This window comes from Kitasatospora sp. NBC_01560 (assembly GCF_045208415.1).
In the GTDB taxonomy this organism is placed as follows: domain Bacteria; phylum Actinomycetota; class Actinomycetes; order Streptomycetales; family Streptomycetaceae; genus Kitasatospora.
The window spans coordinates 2,798,187-2,811,974 of sequence record NZ_CP109364.1 but is presented as its reverse complement, the minus strand read 5'-3'; the positions used below and the strand labels follow the sequence as shown (position 1 = coordinate 2,811,974).

Genomic DNA, 13,788 nt, shown 5'->3' with positions numbered 1-13,788 from the left:
TGGCCTGCGGTTATTTCCGGCCACCGGGCGCCGGGCCGTGATCACGGCCACCGCCTCCGTACCCGCCTCCGCGGCCACTTCCGGACCCGCCGCGGCCCTCGCGCGACCATGTCCGATATCCGCCAGTCGACCGGCGGCCGGTGCCGCAGACTGGACAGCGTGATCGACGACGACATCCGGTACCGAGCCGTGGACAGCCGCGACGCCCGCTTCGACGGGGTGTTCTTCACGGCCGTCACCTCGACCGGTATCTACTGCCGGCCGAGCTGCCCGGCCGTGACGCCGAAGCGCGCCAACTGCACCTTCTACCCCAGTGCCGCCGCCGCCCAGGGCGCCGGATTCCGGGCCTGCCGCCGCTGCCGGCCCGACTCGGTGCCCGGATCGCCGGAGTGGAACCACCGGGCCGACCTGGTCGGCCGCGCGATGAGGCTGATCGGCGACGGCGTGGTCGACCGCGAGGGCGTGGCCGGCCTGGCCCACCGCCTCGGCTACAGCTCCCGCCAGCTCCAGCGCCAGCTCACCGCCGAGCTCGGCGCCGGACCGATCGCGCTGGCCCGGGCACGCCGCGCCCAGACCGCCCGGCTGCTGCTCCAGACCACCGAACTCCCGGTCACCGAGATCGCCTTCGCGGCCGGCTTCGCCTCCGTCCGCCAGTTCAACGACACCGTCCGGGAGGTCTACGACCGCACCCCCAGCGGGCTGCGCGCCGAGGTGGTGGCCGGCCGGCGCACCGCGACCCCGGCCGGCGGGCTGACGCTGCGCCTCGCCTACCGCGGCGCGCTCGACAGCGACCACCTGATCGACTTCCTCGCGCTGCGCGCCGTCCCCGGCGTCGAGGAGGTCGTCCCGGGGTCGCGCCCCGGCGTCCGCACCTACCGCCGCAGCCTCGCCCTCCCGTACGGGCACGGCATCACCGAGGTGGACGGGCTCGCGCCGGAGGAGCCGCGCACCCGCGGATGGCTGGACTGCCGGCTCTACCTCGCCGACCTGCGCGACCTGCCGACCGCCGTGCAGCGGCTGCGGATCCTCTTCGACCTGGACGCCGACCCGGACGCGGTGGACGAGCAGCTCGGCACCGACCCGCTCTTCGGCGCCGCGGTGCGGGCCCGCCCGGGCCTGCGCTCGCCCGGCCACGTCGACCCGCACGAGCTGGCCGTCCGCGCCGTGCTCGGCCAGCAGATCACCGTCGGGGCGGCCCGCACCCTGGCCGGCCGGCTCGCCGAGAAGTACGGCACGCCGCTGCCCGAGGCCAGCGGCGGGCTGCGGCTGCTCTTCCCGACCGCCGCCGCGCTGGCGGTGGCCGATCCGGAGGACTTCGCGATGCCGGCTGCCCGGCGCCGGGCGCTCACCGGCCTCTGCGCCGCGCTGGCCGAGGGCGTCGTGCGGCTCGACGGCGGGGTCGACCGGGGGGACGCGGCCGCCCAGCTGCTCGCGCTGCCCGGCATCGGCCCCTGGACGGTCGGCTACCTGCGGATGCGGGCCCTCGCCGACCCGGACGTCTTCCTGCCCGGGGACGTCGGCGTCCGCCACGGGCTCACCCGGCTCGGCGCCGCCGGGGATCCGAAGGCCGCCGCCCGGGCGGCCGAGGCCTGGGCGCCCTGGCGCTCGTACGCCGTCCACCGGCTCTGGGCCGCCACCGCACACACCGACACCACCGGAACGGGGAACCAGGACACATGAGCACCACCGTCTTCACCTTCATGGACAGCCCGTTCGGCCGGCTGCTGCTCAGCGGCGTCCGCCCGGCGGACGGCGGCCCGGCCGCGCTGGCCACCGTGACCGTCCCCGGGCAGAAGTACGCGCTCGCCGAGCCCGCCGACGACTGGGTCCACGACCCGGACGCGCTCGCGGAGCCCGTCGCCCAGCTCACCGCGTACTTCGCGGGCCGGCGGACCACCTTCGACCTGCCGCTCGCCCCGGACGGCACCGAGTTCCGGCGCAGGATCTGGGCCGCCCTCGACGACATCCCGTACGGCGAGACGGTCACCTACAGCCAGCTCGCCGCCCTGGCCGGGGCCTCGCCGAAGGCCGTCCGTGCGGTCGGCGGCGCGGTCGGTGCCAATCCGCTGCTGATCGTCCGGCCCTGCCACCGCGTCCTCGGTGCGAACGGCGCGCTCACCGGCTTCGCCGCCGGGGTCGACCGCAAGCGCTGGCTGCTCGACCTGGAGGGCGGCACGCTGTTCTGAGGCCGGCACCGGGCCGGGGCCGACGGACCGGTGTACTGACGGACCGGTGTACTGACGGGCCGGTGTCGGTCCGCGGTTCCGTCCGGCGTGCGGCGGGCGCGGCCGGCTACTCGGGCGCTGCGGTCGTCTCGGCCAGCGCGCGGGCCAGGCGGTCGAGGGCGGGGAGCGCCTCCATGACGGCGTCGCGGTCGGCGGGGGAGAGAGTGCCGAGCGCGGTCGCGATGCGGCGTTCGTGGGCCTGCTGCCAGTCGTCGAGCTGGCGCCGGCCGGCCGGGGTGAGGGCGATGCGGGCGGTGCGGCGGTCGCCGGGGTCGGCCTGGCGGTCGACGAAGCCGGCCTCCAGGAGCTTGCCGACCAGCCCGCTGACGGTGTTGGGGGCGAGCCGCTGGCGGTCGGCCAGTTCGCCGACCCGGAGCGGGGCGGCGGCGAGGCTCTGGAGGAGTTCGACCTGCGCCATCGGCAGGGACTCCCACGGGTAGTCGGTGCGGATCGCGCTGCGCAGCGTGCGGCGCAGCCGGGTGACCACGTCGGTGAGCCGCCTGGCGCGCTCGTTCTCCGGGGCGTCGTGGCCGGCCCGGGGCCCGGTGGGTTCGGTGGCGGGGTCGGGAACGGACGGCGACGACGACATGGCGGACAGCGTATCGCCTGGTGGCAGCCGCTCCGACGTTTCGATCGGGTGCCGACATGCTCGTAGAGAGAACATATCTGCATCCGATATATTTCTCCCATGAACGCCACCACTCTCGCCGCCCGGCTGCTCGCCGAGCGACCCCGCCCGCGCGGCGTGGCCGGGTGGCGTCACGCCCACTGGCTGGCCGTCGGCACCGTCTGCCTCGGGGCGTTCCTCGGGCAGCTCACGGCAGGCGTCACCGCGCTCGTCCTCCCCGCGCTCGGCCGGCACTTCGGGGTCGGCTTCGCCGCCGTCGAGTGGGTCGCGCTGGCCTATCTGCTGGTCCTGGTGGCGCTGCTCGCGCCGATCGGCCGGCTTTCCGACCTGGTCGGCCGCAAGACCATGTACCTCGGCGGTTTCGCCGTCTTCGCGCTGGCCTCGCTCGGTGCCGGCCTGGCCGGCAGCCTCGGGGTGCTGGTGGCCTGCCGGGCCGTGCAGGCGGTCGGCGGCGCGATGATGCAGGCCAACAGCGTCGCCCTGGTGGCGCGCGGGGTCCCCGGGTCGGCGATGCGGCGGGCGCTGGGCATCCAGGCCGCCGCCCAGGGGCTCGGCCTGGCGCTCGGCCCCAGCCTCGGCGGGCTGCTGGTGGAGCGCGCCTCCTGGCGCTGGGTGTTCTGGATCAACGTGCCGATCGGCCTGGTGGGCATCCTGGCCGGCTGGTTCCTGCTGCCCCGCACCCGCCCGGCCGACCGCCCGGTGCCGGAGGCCGGGGGCCGCTTCGACCTGCCCGGCCTGCTGCTGATCACCGGCGCGACCACCGCGCTGCTGCTCGCACTCTCCGCCGCCTCCGGCCTCCCGCTGCCCGGCTGGGCGGTGGCCGCGCTGGCGGGCGCCGCCGTCCTGCTCTCGCTCGGCCTGGTCCGCCAGGAGCGGCGGGCGAGCCGGCCGATCCTGGCGCCCGGCCTGGTCAACACCCCGGGGGTGCGGTCGGGCCTGGTGGTCTCGCTGGTCGGGTACCTGCTGCTGTTCTGCCCGCTGGTGCTCGGCCCGGTGCTGCTCACCGGGGCGGGCGTGTCCCTGGGCGGGGCGGGCCTGGTGGTCACACTGCTCCCGGCCGCGTTCGCCGTCGCGGCGACGGTGGGTGGCGGCCTGCTGCCGCGCGGCTGGTCGGACGCCACCCGCTGCCGGGTCGGGGCGGCCGTCGCGGGGGCCGGGCTGCTGCTGTTCGCGGTGGCGCCGGTGGGCGTGCTGTCGTCGGCCGTCCCGCTGCTGGTGGCCGGGTACGGGCTCGGCCTGCTGCTGCCCGCGAACAACGCCCTGGTGATGCGGGCGATACCGGCGGAGTGCTCGGCGGTCGGCGGCGGCATGGTCAACATGGCCCGCAGCCTCGGTACGGCGCTCGGCACCGCGCTGCCGGTGCTCGCCGTCCACCTCGCGGGCGCGCCCGCCGGTGGCCGGGCGGTGCTGGTGCTGCTCGCCGCCGTCGCCGTGCCGGTGGCGGTGCTCCCGCTGCGCCCGCGGCGGCCTGGTCGTCCGGGTGGTCCGGGTGGTCCGCGTCGTCCGACCGGTTCGGGCCGTCCGGCCAGTTCGGTGCGCGGGGCGGGAGCCGGGCGTCCCCGGAGCGGCTGACCGCCCCGGACCGCCCCGGTCGCCCAGGCCGGGGCGGCGGGCCTCGGCGGCGGGGCGGGCCTTGACAGTGGGGCGGGCCTTGACAGTGGAGGGCAAGCGGAATGAACATTCATTCCGTGACGCCGAGGAAGCCCGATCTCGCCCAGTCCCTGATCGATGCCGCGATCGCGCTCTTCGCCGAGCGCACCTACGAGGGCACCCAGATGCCCGCCGTCGCCCAGCGCGCCGAGGTCGGGGTGGGCAGCATCTACCGGTACTTCCCCAGCAAGGAGGCGCTCGGCAACGCCGCCTTCCAGTACGCCAAGCAGACGCTGCTGGGCGTCCTGGCCGCGGCGCTCGCCGAGGGCGGGCCGCCCCGGTCCACGCGGGAGGAGTTCGGCCGCTTCTGGCGCGGCTTCACCCGCTACGCGACCGACCACCCGGCGGCCTTCGCCTTTCTCGAACACCAGCAGCACGACACCTTCCTCGCCCCCGCGAGCGTGGCGACGGCCGCCGAGATCGACCGCGTCGCGGCCGACTTCATCACCCGTGGCCAGCAGGCGGGCGAGATCCGCGCGGGCGAGCCCTGCCAACTGGTCGCGCTCGCCGTGGGGGCGTTCGCCGGGCTGGTCCGGCACGGCCGCCCGGGCGGGCTCGCCGCGCTGGGCGCCGACGACCTCGACCGGGCGGAAGCCGCCGTCTGGGACCTCCTGCACCGAAAGGCCGCACCATGACCACCCCGCAGACCGTGCTGATCACCGGCTGTTCCTCCGGCATGGGCCGGCAGGCCGCGCTCGCCCTGCACCGCCTGGGCCACCGCGTCCACGCCACCGCGCGCCGCCCCGAGACCCTCGCCGACCTGGCCGCCGAGGGGATCGCCACGCTGGCGCTGGACGTCACCGACGAGCGCTCGATGGCCGACGCGGTGGCCGCCGTGGAGGCCGAGCACGGGCACGTCGACGTCCTGGTCAACAACGCCGCGTACGGGCTGCACCTGCCGGTCGAGTCCGCCACGCCGGAGGAGATCCGGGCCCAGTTCGACACCAACGTCTTCGGCCTGGTGCGGATGGCCCAGCTGGTGCTGCCCGGGATGCGCCGGGCGGGGCGCGGCAGGATCGTCAACATCTCCTCGATGGCGGGCCGGTTCTCGCCGCCCGGCGGCGCCTTCTACCACGCCAGCAAGCACGCGGTGGAGGCGATCAGCGACTCCCTGCGGCTGGAGGTGGCCCCGTTCGGCATCCGGGTGGTGGTGGTCCAGCCCGGGCCGACGATCACCGGCTTCGCCACCACGGCCGTCGGCACCATGCAGGGCGGGCCCGCCGACGACGGCGCCGACCCGTACGGGGCGTTCCGCCGCGATCTGGCCGACATGTACGCCCACCGCACCTTCACCCGGCGGGCCGGCGCCGTCCCGGCCGAGACGGCCACCCGCGTGATCGTCCGCGCCGTCACCGCCCGCGACCCGCGGGCCCGGTACGCGATCGGCGCGCTGGCCCGCAGCACGATGCTCGCCAAGCGGCTGCTGCCGGACGCCGCCTTCGACGCGCTGATGCGGCGCAGCTTCCCACTGCCCGGGGCGGCCTGAGCTGGCATGCGGGTCAGGCGGGTCCGCCGGACCCGCCGGGCTGCGGCGGGACCGGTCGCCGGCTCAGCCGGCGGCGGAGACGTTCAGCGCGTCCTGCGCGCGGTTGAGCCCGCGGGTGACCAGCGTCTCGGCGGCCTCGGCGGCCTCGGCGCAGCGGTCCAGCAGGGCGGGCACGGCGGCCTCCTCGGCGGCCGAGAACGGCTTCAGGACGAAGTCGTTGACGCGCTGCCCCTTCGGCGGCCGCCCGACGCCGAAGCGGAGCCGGACGTAGTCCCGCGTCCCGAGCACCTCGGAGACCGAGCGGACGCCGTTGTGGCCGCCCGGCCCGCCGCCGTGCTTCAGCCGGGCGGCCCCGAACGGGAAGTCCAGGTCGTCCTGGACGACCAGCAGGCGCCCGGCGGGGACGCCGTACCGCCGCAGCAGGCCGGCGACCGGCCGGCCGGAGAGGTTGATGAACCACTGCGGCTTCGCCAGCACCACCTGCCGCCCGTCCACCTCGATCTCGGCGACCCGGTGCCCGAGGCCGCGCAGCCGGAACCGGGCGCCGTGCCGCTCCGCCAGGCGGTCGACCACCAGGAAGCCCGCGTTGTGCCGGGTGCGGCGGAACCACGGGCCGGGGTTGCCCAGCCCGGCGACCACCCAGGTGGTGCCGGGGGCGGTCGGTGCGGGCGTCATCGGGGCGGTACCTCCGGGGGAGAGCGGTGGGCGAAGGGCGCCGGCGCGGGAGCGGCCGGGGCGCGGCGGACGGGGAAAGCGGGGCGGCCGGGGCGCGGCGGACGGGGTGACCGTCCTCCGCACCCCGGCCGGCGGGATGCCCGGGATCAGGCGGGGACGCCGGGGGCGGCGTCGCGCTCCTTGAGCATGTCGGTGATCAGTCCGATCTCCGAGGTCTGCCCGGCCACCATCGACTGGGCGAGCCGCTTCTCGATCTCGTTCTTCGCCAGGTCGACGTAGCCCTGGGCCATCTCCACCCCGCCCTTGTGGTGCTCCAGCATGAGCTGCAGGTAGTACACCTCGGCCTCCCGCCCGCTGAGCGAACGCAGCTTGGCGAGCTGGGTGTTGGTGGCCATGCCGGGCATCAGCGAGCCGTCGTGCGCGTCGTAGGTGTGGTTCATCCGCATCCAGGCCATCGGCTTGGCCGGCGAGTGCTGGGACAGCCCCCACTGGTCGATCCAGCCCATCATCATCCCGCGCTGGTTGGCCTGGGTGTTGATGATGTCGAAGGCGAGCGTGCGGACCGGCTCGTCCGACGTCCGGTCCCGGACGATGAACGACAGGTCCACGGCCTGCTGGTGGTGGGTCGCCATGTCGCGGGCGAACCCGGCCTCCGGCGAGTCGTCCGCCGGCGCGGTGAGCGCCGACGTGCCGGAGGCCGAGGTGCCGCTCGCCACCAGGGCGGGCACCCCGAGGGCGAGGGCGAGCGCGGCGGCCAGGGCGGCCGGCCACCAGAGCCGGCGGCGGGAGCCGCCGGGGGCGTCCGCGGCGTCCGGGCGGCCGTCCTGGGCCGCTCCGTCCTGCGCCACGCCCTCCTGCGCCGCCCCGTCCGACCCGGGTGTCACCGCGTCCGCGGTCACATCGCGCCCATGGTGCAGGACGCGCCGGGCTCCTGGGTCTGCGGGCCCTGCACGTACTTGGTGAAGAACTGGCTCACCCGCGGGTCACTGGCGCTGTCCACGACCAGCTGGGTGCCCCAGGCGTTGAGGGTGACGGTGCCCTTCTCGTCCGGGTACGGGCTCATCAGCGAGTACGGGGTGGCCTTCACCTTGTCGGAGAGGGCCTTGATGTCGTCCGGCGTGGCCTTGGCGTTGTAGGTGACCCAGACCGCGCCGTGCTCCAGGGAGTGGACGGCGCGCTCGTTCTCGACCGGCTGGTCGTAGACGTGGCCCATGCAGTCGAGCCAGACCGCGTTGTGGTCGCCGCCGACCGGCGGGGTCATCGGGTAGGTGACCTTCTCCTTGACGTGGTTGCGGGTCAGGTTGTCGAAGGTCTGCACACCGTCGATCGGCGCCTTGGCGGCGGTCTCCTTGGCCTTCTTGTCCTGGTTGGCGTCGACCACGATCCAGGTGCCGGTGGCGATCGCGGCGACCACCAGGACGCCCGCGACCACGGAGGCGACGATCTTGTTGCGGCGGTCACGGCGCTGCTCGGCGGCGCGGAGCTCGGCTATCCGGGCACGGCGGTCGGACGCGCCCTTGTTGCCGCCGGGCTTGTTGGACTGCTTGGAGGCGGAACCCATGTGGTGTCCTGTCCCCGCCGCGCGCTGTCGGCGCGGCGGTAAGAAGAGAGGGGGTGGAGGGCGGATCCGTCGGCCCTGTGCTCCTGCCGTGCGAGCGGGCAGGGAGGTCGGGCCGGCGGCGGGTTCCGCTCAGGACCGGTGGACTTGCAGCTCGTGCAGATCGGGTGTGGGGTGCGAACCGTCCAGCAGCCCGTGCGGTACCACCCGGGGCAGCGCCTCCGGGATCTCCGGGCAGGCCGTCGGGGCCGGCTGGGGCTGCGGCGGTGGGTTGGGCAGCTGGGCGTCCTGGCCGCACGACGGGTGGCCGGAGCAGCCGTTGTTGTGGAGCGGCGGCTCGCCGTCGACCGAGCACCACGTCCGGTGCCGGGGATCGTCCGCGTGACGCGCCGGGTGGGCGGCGGCCGGTGCACCGGAGGCCTTCGAGGCCTTCGACACCATCGAGGCCGTCGAGGCTTTCGAGGCCGTCGATGGTCCGAACGCCGTGCTCGCTCCGAGGGCCTCGGCGACGGCCGGGCCGACAGGAGTGGTGGGCGGGGCGGCCGTGGGCTGGACGGCCCGGTCGGCGGTGACGGCCCGGGCCTGGCCCGCGCACGGGAGCGCCGTCAGCAGCCCGACCAGCAGCAGGACCCAGAGCACACCGACGGGGCGGCCCGCGAGTACGGCCCTCCCCGGTCGGGGCGATATCGGGGCCGACGCGGTCATGCGCACATTTAATCAGCCGAACGAGTGAAGCGATGCCCCTCCCAGGCCCCCATTTTCAGCCTCCGAAGGGCGCGAACACCCCGTAAACGTCCTGCTCGGGGCAGTTCCGGCAAGCAAGGACGGAACGGAAATCGAACACGGGACGAATCCGGTGATCAGGATCATCCGATCAGTGCACGGTTTGTCGCCGAAAGCCGGACAGCGTCGTTGCTCTTGGAGACAATGACGTCGAGTCCGGCCCCGCCGGGGGCGGCGCGCACACGGACCGACCAGGAGCCGCCAGATGAGCACAAAGGGTGCACCCGCACAGCCGCACCGGCCGGACGACGGCTGGTGGGACACGGTCTACACCGGACCGGCGGGCACCCTCCCCGACACCCCCGACGCCGTCTCGGGGGAGGGAAGCGTCGACGACTGGTTCGAGACCGCGGCCGGGCTGATCGGCCGGCAGCGGACGGACGAGCCGGTGGCGGACGAGCGGGTGGCGGACGAGCCCGTGGCGGAGGTGGGCGCGGGCACGGTCGTGGACGCGGCAGAGGCAGAGGCCGAGGCAGAGGCCGAGGCGCCGCAGGTCCCGCCGGAGGAGGTGGCTCCGACCGCGACTGTGCCCGCGCCCGCGACCGGGGCGGCTTCCGTGGGCGGTGACGCGGTACTGGAGCGGGACAGCATCGACGACTGGTTCGACACCGCGGTCGGGGTGATCGGGCAGCCAAGGATCTCGGAGGAGACCCACCGGTTCCCGGCACCGGCCTGGGCGGCCGACGGGCCGGAGAGGGGCGGGCCGGAGGCGGCGGAGGTACCGGAGCCGGAAGCCGCCGAAGCGGTGCCCGTTCTCGTGAAGAAGCCGGTGCCGGAGCTTGCGTCCGAGCCGGAGACTTTCGTGGTGCCCGCGTCGGTGCCCGAGCCCGACGCCGTGACCGCACCGGAAGCTGCCCTCGAAGCCGAAGCCGAAGCCGAAGCCGAAGCCGAAGCCGAAGCCGAAGCCGAGGCCGAGGCCGAGACCGCCCCCGAACCGGCGGCGGCTGCGGACCCCGCGCCCGAGCCCGTCGCCGCTCCTGACCCCGAGCCCGAGCCCGATTCCACCCCCGAGCCCGTCGCCGCCCCCGTGTCCAGGCCGGCTGCCCGGTCGGTGCTGGCCGGCACGGCGCCCGCCGTGCCGCACGTCGGCGAGCGCCCGCCCACGTACGGGCCCGAGCCGACCGCGGTGCCCGAGGCCGAGCCGGGCACGCTCGGCACCGTCGTGCCGGACACCGCGTTGGAGGGTGCCCAGTACGGTGCCGCCACCCTGCGTGCGGTCTCGGTCCGCGGCGACTCCGCGCGCTACCGCGGCGAGCCCCGTCGCGACACGCTGCTGGTGACCAGGTTCGGCGAGGCCCCCGACGGGCTGCTGCTCGCCGTGCTCGGCGGCCTCGATCGCACCGCCGCCGCCGAGGAGGCGCCCGCCGAGGCGGTCGCCACCGCCACCGCCGAGGCCTGCCGCCAGCTCGCCGCCGCGATCGGCCGCAGCCGGACCGGCCTCGCCGCCGACCTGCGGGCCGGCGCCCGCGACCGCCTCCGCTACGGCCTCCAGCGGCTCGCCACCGCCGCCGCCGCCCCGCTGCGCGCCCTCGCTGCGGAGCCGGAGGGCGAGGAGGGGGCGGCGTCCCCCGCCGCGCTGCACTGCCTGCTGCTGTCGCTGGACCCGGCGGCCACCTACCGGGCCGCCTTCGGGGTCGGCCCGGGCGGCCTGTACCTGCTGCGCTCCGGCCACTGGATCGACGCGTACGCCGCCCGGCTGCTGCATCACCCCGACGGCCAGCCGCCGGTGCCGGAGGGTCCGGTGCCGGATCCGCGCCCGTTCCGCTTCCGGATGGTGCCGGCCACACCCGGCGACATCCTGCTGCTCTGCACCCCCGGCCTGGCCCGGCCCATCGCCGACGAGCCGGCGGTGGCGCACTTCCTCTCCTCGCACTGGGCCCACCCCCACCCGCCGGGCACCGTCGACTTCCTCCGCCAGGTGCAGGTCCGGGCCAAGGGCTATGCCGACGACCGGACGGCCGCCGCGATCTGGACGGAGTGACGGCGGGTGCAGTGACGGTGGGTGGACTGGGGGCGGGGTGCCGGGGTGTCGGCCCGCCGGGTCAGTCCTTCGTGCCGAGCAGGGTGCCGAGCGCCGACTCCGCCAGGTGGAGGGCCCGGACGCGGTCGGCACCGGGGAGGCCGAGGGCCAGCGGGACGGCGAGGCCGTCCAGCAGTGCGCGGATCTGCGCGGCGCGCTCGGCGGCGTTCCCCGCGGTGAAGCGCCCGGTGGCGGCGCCCTCCTCCAGCAGCGCGACGAGGTCCGTGTCCCACGGGGCCTCGATCTCCAGCTGTCCCTGCCGCAGCTCCTCGCCGGCGGGTGAGCGTCCCCAGACCTCGACCCAGAGGATCCAGCGCGGGTCGCCGGGGCCCTCGGGCAGGTAGAGCCGGGTGTACTCGCTGAGCCGCGCCAGGACGTCCCGGGCGGTGTCGGTGAGTGCGGCGTGCCGGCGGGCGCCGAGCTGGTCCTCGCTCCAGCGCAGGGTCTCCAGCAGCAGCTGGTCCTTGCTGCCGAAGTAGTAGAGCAGGTGTCCGGCGCTCATCTGGAGCTGTTTGCCGAGGCCGGCCATGGTGAGCCGGGCGAGCCCGTGTTCGGCGATCGCGGCGCGCGCGGTGGCGAAGACCTCCTCGCGGGGGCGCGCCGGGCGGCGCGGGCGGGCGTCCGCCATCTGCTGTTCTCCTCTGTGCCTCCGGCGGACTCCGCCGTTCCGGCCCCACGATACTGGCCGTGTCCGAAGGGCCCCGGAGGGGGCGGGCGGGCCGACGTCGGACCGGCACCCCGCCGCCACCGGCGCGGAGGCTACTGCCTCACGCGTTCCGCGGACACGATCCGGCAGAACACCTTGCCGTTCCTGGCCGTGTTCAGCGGCTTGCTGCCGTGTCCGGTGTTCTCCCGGGTCGACCCCGGCGCCACGTAGCGGACGTCGGCCGAGGTCTCGTCCAGCTCGTTTCCGACCTCGTCGTAGAACCCGACCGTCACCCAGTACGACCAGCTCCGGGTACCGCTGTTGGTGACCGACACCGTGGTGACGCCGGAGAACAGCTGTGGCAGGAGGGAGCAGCTGGTGACGGTGACGTCCTTGGTGCCGTCACGGCTGTCCTCGGTCGGCGAGGCGCTCGCCGATGCCGTGCCGCCCTTACCGCCGGCGGGACCCGACGCGCCGGGGGACGCCCCGCCGCCCCCCGAGCCGCACGCGGTGAGTACGGACAGTGCGGACAGTACGGCGAGCAGGGCAGTGGCAGTACGGCGCATGGATCCCCCCAGGGCGGCGCGGCCGACGTGTTGGGGGAACCGTACCCGCGCGAGGGGAGGCTGTGGACGGACTGTGCGCAATCCGTGACCGAATGTCAGGCGATGCGGTGGGATACGGATCAGGGCACGCTGGGCGGATCCGAGATCGGACACAGGCCCCTCGTACGAGAGACGGCGGAGCAGGTCAGCGCACCACCGGCATGGCGCCGGCCCGCCAGTCTGCGAGACGTTTCCGAATGCTGGCCACCATCGGCAGATCGTCAGTCTCGGCCGGGGCGAACCAGGCGACCTCGTGGGACTCGTCGGACACCCTGATCTCGCCGCCGGTCGGTCGGCCGAGCAGGCAGATCGAGAACTCCTGGCGCACCTCGCCGTCGTCGTAGGCGAACACATGCGCGGGATTGGTGTAGGTGCCGACGATTCCGGTGATCTCGATGTTGATGCCGGTCTCCTCCAGCGTCTCTCGGATACCGCACTGGGCGAGGGACTCGCCCAGTTCCATCACGCCGCCGGGCAGGGCCCACATGCCGTTGTCGCTGCGGCGCTGGAGGAGAACAAGGCCGTTGTCGTCGACCACGACAACGCTCGCCGCGGGCACCAGCGAGTTGGCTTCGGGGGCGTTCGGATCGTTCTCGTAGTCACGCCTGGGCATCGGCTGTCACCTCTGCTGTCGGGATCGTCCAGACATCGCGGCCCTTGGCCCAGAGGTCCTCCGTGTGCCCGGCGAAGCGGTCGAACACACCGTCATCCTGGGCCCGCCTGAGGTGCATCATCGGGGCGTCGTGGCCGATCCTACCGGGCAGCAGCGGGGTGACGATCATGTCCTCGTCGAAGCGGAACACCGACAGGCTGACGTGGCCGGTCTCGTATCGCGCCTCGATGCTGGTGTCCCTCAGCTTCGCCAGTTCGGACAGGGTCACCTCGATTCGGGTGGAGAGTGTGAGCGGGACGTCCTCCTCCATCTCGCGTTGCCGGGTCACGGGGTGGTCGGGCTCGCCGAGGATGAACCTGATCCGGCAGCCCGCGGCGGCCTTCTTTCGCAGCAGAGCCCCGAAGTTGGCGTGCTCCAGCCACACGAAGTAGTTCGTGTATCCGGCGAACGTCAGCTCTCGTTCGGCGCCGCCGATGAGTCGACGCCACAGCGCGGCCGGCGCTGCCGACCGGTACGGGTACAGCTGCACCAGCTCGCGATCCGGCCCCGACTTCACGAGTTGCCGTACGGACGGCCACAGCACCGTCTCCTCCTCTCCGAGGGCCCGGCTTGCAGCCGCGCGATGCCTGGCATGAGGCTCGCGCGCGGGTTCGGTGATCCACCGGTTGACCGTCTTGGGGTCGACTCCGCACACATGAGCGAGCTGGGACTCGGTCATGTTGGCACGAACCAGTGCGTCACGCAGGGGGCTGGTCACGGGCTCACCTCTCACCGTGGGGACGTTTCAAGGTGTACCGCAGAAACGTCCCAGACGTCCCACAAACGCGGTATGACGTCCCGTCGGTCCCGCCGACCATTGAGACGTGACAGAAGCGTCTGACCAGGCCCGGATCGCTCCG

The 13,788-nt window shown here is 74.7% G+C and carries 15 protein-coding genes; 6 read left to right on the top strand and 9 right to left on the bottom strand.

Annotation, left to right across the window (positions count from 1 at the left end):
* The first annotated feature begins 108 nt into the window (after positions 1–108).
* Positions 109–1,680, top strand: coding sequence for a DNA-3-methyladenine glycosylase 2 family protein (locus OH807_RS11995; RefSeq protein WP_406197405.1), 1,572 nt, complete (start codon positions 109–111; stop codon positions 1,678–1,680).
* Positions 1,677–2,186 carry a methylated-DNA--[protein]-cysteine S-methyltransferase gene (locus tag OH807_RS11990; RefSeq protein ID WP_406197402.1) on the top strand — a complete coding sequence of 170 codons (510 nt, stop codon included), beginning with the start codon at positions 1,677–1,679 and terminating at the stop codon, positions 2,184–2,186. The genes OH807_RS11995 and OH807_RS11990 overlap by 4 nt, the downstream gene beginning before the upstream one ends.
* Positions 2,187–2,292: 106 nt before the next feature.
* Here OH807_RS11990 and OH807_RS11985 read toward each other — a convergent pair whose 3' ends face one another.
* Positions 2,293–2,814 (bottom strand): MarR family winged helix-turn-helix transcriptional regulator, encoded by a 522-nt coding sequence (locus OH807_RS11985; RefSeq protein ID WP_406197400.1) that lies wholly within the window; start codon positions 2,812–2,814, stop codon positions 2,293–2,295.
* Positions 2,815–2,913: 99 nt separating this feature from the next.
* Between OH807_RS11985 and OH807_RS11980 the strand changes: the two genes are divergently transcribed.
* The 3 genes from OH807_RS11980 to OH807_RS11970 all read left to right on the top strand — a co-directional run bounded on the left by OH807_RS11980 (position 2,914) and on the right by OH807_RS11970 (position 5,989).
* Positions 2,914–4,425, top strand: coding sequence for an MFS transporter (locus tag OH807_RS11980; RefSeq protein WP_406197398.1), 1,512 nt, complete (start codon positions 2,914–2,916; stop codon positions 4,423–4,425).
* Between the two features lie 101 nt (positions 4,426–4,526).
* Positions 4,527–5,138 (top strand): TetR/AcrR family transcriptional regulator, encoded by a 612-nt coding sequence (locus tag OH807_RS11975; RefSeq protein ID WP_406197395.1) that lies wholly within the window; start codon positions 4,527–4,529, stop codon positions 5,136–5,138.
* On the top strand, positions 5,135–5,989 hold the full coding sequence (locus OH807_RS11970; RefSeq protein WP_406197393.1) for an SDR family NAD(P)-dependent oxidoreductase: 855 nt from the start codon (positions 5,135–5,137) through the stop codon (positions 5,987–5,989). Before OH807_RS11975 ends, OH807_RS11970 begins: the two co-directional genes overlap by 4 nt.
* Positions 5,990–6,052: 63 nt before the next feature.
* Here the strand turns inward: OH807_RS11970 and pth are convergent, their stop codons facing one another.
* The 4 genes from pth to OH807_RS11950 form a co-directional block, all read right to left on the bottom strand.
* A complete protein-coding gene (pth, locus tag OH807_RS11965) occupies positions 6,053–6,664 on the bottom strand; it encodes an aminoacyl-tRNA hydrolase (RefSeq protein WP_406197390.1) in 612 nt (203 codons plus the stop codon).
* A 146-nt stretch (positions 6,665–6,810) separates the two neighbouring features.
* Entirely contained in the window at positions 6,811–7,512 is a 702-nt protein-coding gene (locus OH807_RS11960) for a DUF305 domain-containing protein (protein WP_406197388.1), read from the bottom strand.
* 47 nt (positions 7,513–7,559) lie between these two features.
* On the bottom strand, positions 7,560–8,225 hold the full coding sequence (locus tag OH807_RS11955) for a DUF3105 domain-containing protein (RefSeq protein WP_406197386.1): 666 nt from the start codon (positions 8,223–8,225) through the stop codon (positions 7,560–7,562).
* Between the two features lie 129 nt (positions 8,226–8,354).
* Entirely contained in the window at positions 8,355–8,927 is a 573-nt protein-coding gene (locus OH807_RS11950; protein WP_406197383.1) for a hypothetical protein, read from the bottom strand.
* A gap of 283 nt (positions 8,928–9,210) precedes the next feature.
* Here OH807_RS11950 and OH807_RS11945 point away from each other — a divergent pair, with 283 nt between their 5' ends.
* On the top strand, positions 9,211–10,986 hold the full coding sequence (locus OH807_RS11945; protein ID WP_406197381.1) for a protein phosphatase 2C domain-containing protein: 1,776 nt from the start codon (positions 9,211–9,213) through the stop codon (positions 10,984–10,986).
* A gap of 61 nt (positions 10,987–11,047) precedes the next feature.
* On the opposite strand, the gene OH807_RS11940 is transcribed toward OH807_RS11945, so the two are convergent.
* The 4 genes from OH807_RS11940 to OH807_RS11925 form a co-directional block, all read right to left on the bottom strand.
* Positions 11,048–11,653, bottom strand: coding sequence for a TetR family transcriptional regulator C-terminal domain-containing protein (locus tag OH807_RS11940; protein ID WP_406197379.1), 606 nt, complete (start codon positions 11,651–11,653; stop codon positions 11,048–11,050).
* A 131-nt stretch (positions 11,654–11,784) separates the two neighbouring features.
* Positions 11,785–12,237 (bottom strand): FxLYD domain-containing protein, encoded by a 453-nt coding sequence (locus tag OH807_RS11935; protein WP_406197377.1) that lies wholly within the window; start codon positions 12,235–12,237, stop codon positions 11,785–11,787.
* A 184-nt stretch (positions 12,238–12,421) separates the two neighbouring features.
* The gene (locus OH807_RS11930; RefSeq protein ID WP_406197375.1) at positions 12,422–12,889 is read right to left on the bottom strand and encodes an NUDIX domain-containing protein; all 468 of its coding nucleotides are present in this window, start codon (positions 12,887–12,889) and stop codon (positions 12,422–12,424) included.
* Positions 12,876–13,646 (bottom strand): XRE family transcriptional regulator, encoded by a 771-nt coding sequence (locus OH807_RS11925; protein WP_406197373.1) that lies wholly within the window; start codon positions 13,644–13,646, stop codon positions 12,876–12,878. Before OH807_RS11925 ends, OH807_RS11930 begins: the two co-directional genes overlap by 14 nt.
* Positions 13,647–13,788: the final 142 nt, after the last annotated feature.

Bases quoted from the DNA above. Each gene is read 5' to 3' on its own strand.
- OH807_RS11995 (WP_406197405.1), top strand. From the start codon at position 109: ATGTCCGATATCCGCCAGTCGACCGGCGGCCGGTGCCGCAGACTGGAC.
- OH807_RS11990 (WP_406197402.1), top strand. From the start codon at position 1,677: ATGAGCACCACCGTCTTCACCTTCATGGACAGCCCGTTCGGCCGGCTG.
- OH807_RS11985 (WP_406197400.1), bottom strand. From the start codon at position 2,814: ATGTCGTCGTCGCCGTCCGTTCCCGACCCCGCCACCGAACCCACCGGG.
- OH807_RS11980 (WP_406197398.1), top strand. From the start codon at position 2,914: ATGAACGCCACCACTCTCGCCGCCCGGCTGCTCGCCGAGCGACCCCGC.
- OH807_RS11975 (WP_406197395.1), top strand. From the start codon at position 4,527: ATGAACATTCATTCCGTGACGCCGAGGAAGCCCGATCTCGCCCAGTCC.
- OH807_RS11970 (WP_406197393.1), top strand. From the start codon at position 5,135: ATGACCACCCCGCAGACCGTGCTGATCACCGGCTGTTCCTCCGGCATG.
- pth (WP_406197390.1), bottom strand. From the start codon at position 6,664: ATGACGCCCGCACCGACCGCCCCCGGCACCACCTGGGTGGTCGCCGGG.
- OH807_RS11955 (WP_406197386.1), bottom strand. From the start codon at position 8,225: ATGGGTTCCGCCTCCAAGCAGTCCAACAAGCCCGGCGGCAACAAGGGC.
- OH807_RS11950 (WP_406197383.1), bottom strand. From the start codon at position 8,927: ATGACCGCGTCGGCCCCGATATCGCCCCGACCGGGGAGGGCCGTACTC.
- OH807_RS11945 (WP_406197381.1), top strand. From the start codon at position 9,211: ATGAGCACAAAGGGTGCACCCGCACAGCCGCACCGGCCGGACGACGGC.
- OH807_RS11940 (WP_406197379.1), bottom strand. From the start codon at position 11,653: ATGGCGGACGCCCGCCCGCGCCGCCCGGCGCGCCCCCGCGAGGAGGTC.
- OH807_RS11935 (WP_406197377.1), bottom strand. From the start codon at position 12,237: ATGCGCCGTACTGCCACTGCCCTGCTCGCCGTACTGTCCGCACTGTCC.
- OH807_RS11930 (WP_406197375.1), bottom strand. From the start codon at position 12,889: ATGCCCAGGCGTGACTACGAGAACGATCCGAACGCCCCCGAAGCCAAC.